The 4,655-nt window shown below is 38.9% G+C and carries 3 protein-coding genes, 5 tRNA genes, 1 rRNA gene and 1 pseudogene; 1 reads left to right on the plus strand and 9 read right to left on the minus strand.

Annotated features, from left to right (window positions below; translation table 11 throughout):
• The 5 genes and pseudogenes from AACU95_RS05160 to AACU95_RS05180 all read right to left on the minus strand — a co-directional run.
• Positions 1–64, minus strand: a pseudogene (locus AACU95_RS05160) (GTP-binding protein); the annotation flags it as partial.
• 121 nt (positions 65–185) lie between these two features.
• Positions 186–261 (minus strand) — tRNA-Thr (locus AACU95_RS05165).
• Positions 262–266: 5 nt separating this feature from the next.
• Positions 267–341: transfer RNA gene (locus tag AACU95_RS05170), tRNA-Gly, on the minus strand.
• Between the two features lie 82 nt (positions 342–423).
• Positions 424–508, minus strand: a tRNA-Tyr gene (locus tag AACU95_RS05175).
• 16 nt (positions 509–524) lie between these two features.
• A tRNA-Thr gene (locus tag AACU95_RS05180) sits at positions 525–600 on the minus strand.
• 437 nt (positions 601–1,037) lie between these two features.
• Here AACU95_RS05180 and coaA point away from each other — a divergent pair.
• Positions 1,038–1,985, plus strand: coding sequence for a type I pantothenate kinase (gene coaA / locus AACU95_RS05185; protein ID WP_004246971.1), 948 nt, complete (start codon positions 1,038–1,040; stop codon positions 1,983–1,985).
• 132 nt (positions 1,986–2,117) lie between these two features.
• Here coaA and birA read toward each other — a convergent pair whose 3' ends face one another.
• From birA to AACU95_RS05205, 4 genes are all read right to left on the minus strand, one after another.
• Complete coding sequence (birA, locus tag AACU95_RS05190; protein WP_036895978.1) at positions 2,118–3,080, minus strand: bifunctional biotin--[acetyl-CoA-carboxylase] ligase/biotin operon repressor BirA; 963 nt, start codon at positions 3,078–3,080, stop codon at positions 2,118–2,120.
• The gene (gene murB, locus AACU95_RS05195; protein WP_004246973.1) at positions 3,077–4,111 is read right to left on the minus strand and encodes a UDP-N-acetylmuramate dehydrogenase; all 1,035 of its coding nucleotides are present in this window, start codon (positions 4,109–4,111) and stop codon (positions 3,077–3,079) included. Before murB ends, birA begins: the two co-directional genes overlap by 4 nt.
• Before the next feature lie 198 nt (positions 4,112–4,309).
• Positions 4,310–4,425 (minus strand): 5S ribosomal RNA (gene rrf / locus AACU95_RS05200).
• Positions 4,426–4,474: 49 nt separating this feature from the next.
• A tRNA-Thr gene (locus tag AACU95_RS05205) sits at positions 4,475–4,550 on the minus strand.
• Between the last annotated feature and the right edge of the window lie 105 nt (positions 4,551–4,655).

A 4,655-nucleotide genomic window follows, 5' to 3' on the forward strand; every position in this document is an offset into this window, starting at 1 on the left:
CAACGTGGCCGATAGTACCAACGTTAACGTGCGGTTTTGAACGTTCAAATTTTTCTTTAGACATTTAAATTGTCCCTCTAAGACACGGAATCGGTGGTTACACCACATCAACCAAGCAGTAATTAAACTAGCGATTAGCTATGCTTGTTAAGATTTTTAATCAGGAAGGCAAGAACATTGGGGAGTGGTGCTGATAGGCAGATTCGAACTGCCGACCTCACCCTTACCAAGGGTGCGCTCTACCAACTGAGCTATATCAGCACATCTGGAGCGGGCAGCGGGAATCGAACCCGCATCATCAGCTTGGAAGGCTGAGGTAATAGCCATTATACGATGCCCGCAGAACTCGGCTACCTGACTTAAAATCAGCTTTGTATTCTACTCAAGTGTTCACAATTTGAAAACACTTAAGTAAGGAATTAATGGTGGTGGGAGAAGGATTCGAACCTTCGAAGTCTGTGACGGCAGATTTACAGTCTGCTCCCTTTGGCCGCTTGGGTATCCCACCAAATCTAAATTTTAAATGGTGCCGGCACCAAGAGTCGAACTCGGGACCTACTGATTACAAGTCAGTTGCTCTACCAACTGAGCTATGCCGGCTAAGTGGTGCGCATTCTAGGAGGACTTTCGTCATGATGCAACAAAAAAATTGCGATATTTGTTCTTTTGCTTAGATTTTGTTCATTTTTGTATGTATTGTTGATTTTTTAGGAAAAAAACGACCAAAATGACAGCAAAAAAATCAAAGAAAATCCAACGCAATATTCTCTCTACAATCCTAGATTTATCACTAAACAGTAAAATTCACCTAAAAGAATTATTTTTACGCTTTTATTCTACGCTTATTTTTATTTTTTATGACTATTTTTTGTACTTTTTTTACAAATTTATTCAGTTCGCGTCAAAAAAAGCAGAAAAAAAGTAAAAAATCTCTACGCCTCTGCCACATCACTCGTTATGATGCTGTTTATTTTTTATCGGATACGGGTGTTTTAAACAGCCTGTCCAACCTGCGAATACTAGGCAGATGTTGGCTTATGAATAACAAAGAACGCTTTACAACCCCTTATTTAGAATTTGATAGAAAGCAGTGGGCTACGTTAAGGAATTCGGTTCCCTTAACATTAACAGAAACAGAAATTGCCGACCTTAAAGGCATTAATGAAGAAATCTCAATTGATGATGTCATTGAAATTTATCTTCCATTATCAAGGTTGTTAAATTTCTATATCAGTTCAAATTTACGTCGTCAGGCTGTCTTAGAACAGTTTCTAGGCACAAATAACGCCAAAATTCCTTATATCATTGGTATAGCAGGTAGCGTAGCGGTGGGTAAAAGTACGACTGCCCGTTTACTTCAAGCTTTGCTAACTCGTTGGCCTGAACATCGGAAAGTGGATTTGATTACCACTGATGGATTTTTATTACCTAATGCGGAATTAAAAAAACGCGGAATAATGAAGAAAAAAGGGTTTCCTGAATCCTATGATATGCATAGTCTTGTCTCTTTTGTCTCTGATATTAAATCGGGCAAAAAGCAAGTGACTGCACCTGTCTATTCTCATTTAGTGTATGACATTATTCCAGACAAAAAACAGGTCATTGAGCAACCCGATATTTTGATCCTTGAAGGACTCAATGTATTACAGAGTAATCAAGACTACCCTCATGATCCACATAATGTTTTTGTATCAGATTATGTCGACTTTTCCATTTATGTTGATGCAGATGAAGCATTATTGAAACACTGGTATATCAGCCGATTTTTAAAATTCCGTGAAGGGGCATTTACCGATCCCGAATCCTATTTCAATAATTATTCCAAGCTGAGTCGCGAAGAATCTATTGAGATCGCGTCTTCCATTTGGCAAGAAATTAATGGCTTAAACCTAAAGCAAAATATTTTACCAACCCGTGAAAGAGCCAGTTTGATTATGACTAAGGGTGATAACCATTCGGTTAAAAGTGTTAGGTTACGTAAATAAATCTTACCTATTTAGAGAATAGATAAATTATCAATTCTCACCCTATAAATAGGTGGATTAAATTTAAATATGCTCTCTTTACCTATTTTAGAGAGCATATTTTAATATGAAAATCGCAACAAAATAAACCAATTATGGTGCACTTCGTAGCGAGATCTCACCACCAATATAGGGTACTATTTTATTATTTTGTTCTAAAAGTAACGCCCCTTGCTCATTAATACCTTTAGCGATACCAAAGATCTCTTTGTCACCAATAATTAATTTAACACGCCTATCAATAAAATTATCTAAACTTTTCCAACGTTCAATAAAAGCAGATAACCCCTGTTTTTCAAATTGTACAAATGCTTTTCTTAGCGCATTGGTGATTTCACAAGCCAACTGATTCCTATCTATTTTTATCCCTACCTGCTCTAAATTAATCCATTGTTGGTTTATTGCATCTTTTTGATTGTTACTCATGGCGATATTAATACCAATGCCAGTAACAATATGCGCAACATCACCTGTTTTTCCCGTTAATTCAACCAAGATCCCAGATAATTTTTTATCATTTAAGTAAAGATCGTTTGGCCATTTAACTTTGACACCATTCGCACCAAATTGCTGTAAAACTTCCGCAAGGATCACACCAACAACTAAACTTAGCCCGATTGCTGCAGCAGGCCCTTGATCCAATTTCCAATACATACTGAGATATAGATTACGACCAAAAGGAGAGATCCATTGCCGCCCTCTACGCCCACGCCCTGCAGATTGATATTCAGCAATACAAACATCACCGGAGGTTAATTCACTAATACGCTGTATCATATACTGGTTAGTTGAATCAATAACCGGTATCACACGAGCTGGTGCACCTTGAATGCCTCGATTGACACGTTCACTGTTTAGCAGGTTCATCGGTGCATCTAGCTGATAACCCTGACCTGCCACTGTATGAATGTCGATACCCCAGCTACGCAATGTCTTGATATGCTTATTAATCCCTGCCCGTGTCATCCCCAAACTTTCGCCTAATTGTTCTCCTGAATGGATCTCTCCATCAGCAAGGATATTGATGAGTAATAGAGGAGTTGATGTCTCTTTCATGAAATAGCATCCACCGCGTTAATCTCGCCATGCCGTCCAATAAAACGCACTTCCGGCTCTAATTGCACTCCAAAACGTTCAAATACCTTTTGGCGAATATAACTTGCTAAATTAACAATATCGCGCCCACTTGCCTTGCCTTCTTTATTAATTAATACCAATGCCTGTTTTGTATGCACAGCAGCGCCACCGCTCTGATAACCTTTCAAACCACATTGATCAATAAGCCAGCCTGCAGCAAGTTTTACACCATTATGTTGTACATATTGAGGGCAAAATGGATATTTACTTTTTAAGCGTTGTGCAAGTTTTATATCAACAATAGGATTTTTAAAAAAACTACCCGCATTACCTGTAAGAGCAGGATCCGGCAATTTACTTGTCCTCATACCGCATACAGATTCGAATACTATCTGTGGTGTGACTGTTTCTGGTGATAATTTAGCTAAATCACCATAGGTCAAAATAGGTTCCCAATGTTTATTCAGCACTAAACCAACCGCAATAATTGCATAACCTTGCTGATAGTGATGTTTAAAAATACTGTCGCGATAGCCAAATTGGCACTCTTCATTTGTTAAACGCGTGACTTTACCAGTGCTTAACTCAACAATATCAACATAGGCGCAAACGTCTTTTAATTCTTTACCATAAGCACCAATATTTTGTATGGGAGCAGACCCAACATTACCAGGGATTAAAGCGAGATTTTCTAACCCATAAATATGCTTTTCAATTAAGCTCTTTATAAGGTTATGCCAATTTTCACCTGCCCCAACATGAATATGCCATTGTTGCTCATCTTCTGTAATTTCAATGCCAGAAATACAGTTTCTAATCACCGTACCGTTAAAATCTTCAATGAATAAAACATTACTCCCTCCGCCTAAAATAAGAATAGGCAGTTTTTGGTCTTGAGCATTTTGCCAGTACCGACAGAGTTCATCTGTATTCTTTGCCGTTTCTATATGACGAGCATTGGCTTTCAAACCAAATGTATTAAATGATTGCAATGAAATAGGTTCATTCATGAAAGTCGACCTCATTTAGCTGATAGCTTAGTTTAGCAGTCAACCTGCTGTGAGGATAGCGCGAGTGAGCTGTTGGTAGGTAATAAGAGTAAGTTAAAAAGATACCTGTAATATTCTAGGTGTGATGATCATTAAGAATAAAGAAAAAAAAATGCAAAAAAGCCAACCCATTGGATTGGCTTTCTCGTCTTATTTAATGCTTAGCAGTTCCCTACTCTCACATGGGGAGACCCCACACTACCATCGGCGCTACGGCGTTTCACTTCTGAGTTCGGCATGGGATCAGGTGGGACCACCGCGCTATGGCCGCTAAGCAAATTCTGTATATAACTATCTGTTTATGTAGTTATCAATAATTTTTTATGGTGCTGATACCCAGATTCGAACTGGGGACCTCACCCTTACCAAGGGTGTGCTCTACCAACTGAGCCATATCAGCACTAGTGGCTTATTGTCACCGGCTGACACAGCCTAAATATTGATGCTTGGCAGTTCCCTACTCTCACATGGGGAGACCCCACACTACCATCGGCGCTACGGCGTT

Origin of the sequence: Proteus sp. G4415, from assembly GCF_963896075.1 — a bacterium.
Classification (GTDB): Bacteria; Pseudomonadota; Gammaproteobacteria; order Enterobacterales; family Enterobacteriaceae; genus Proteus; species Proteus mirabilis.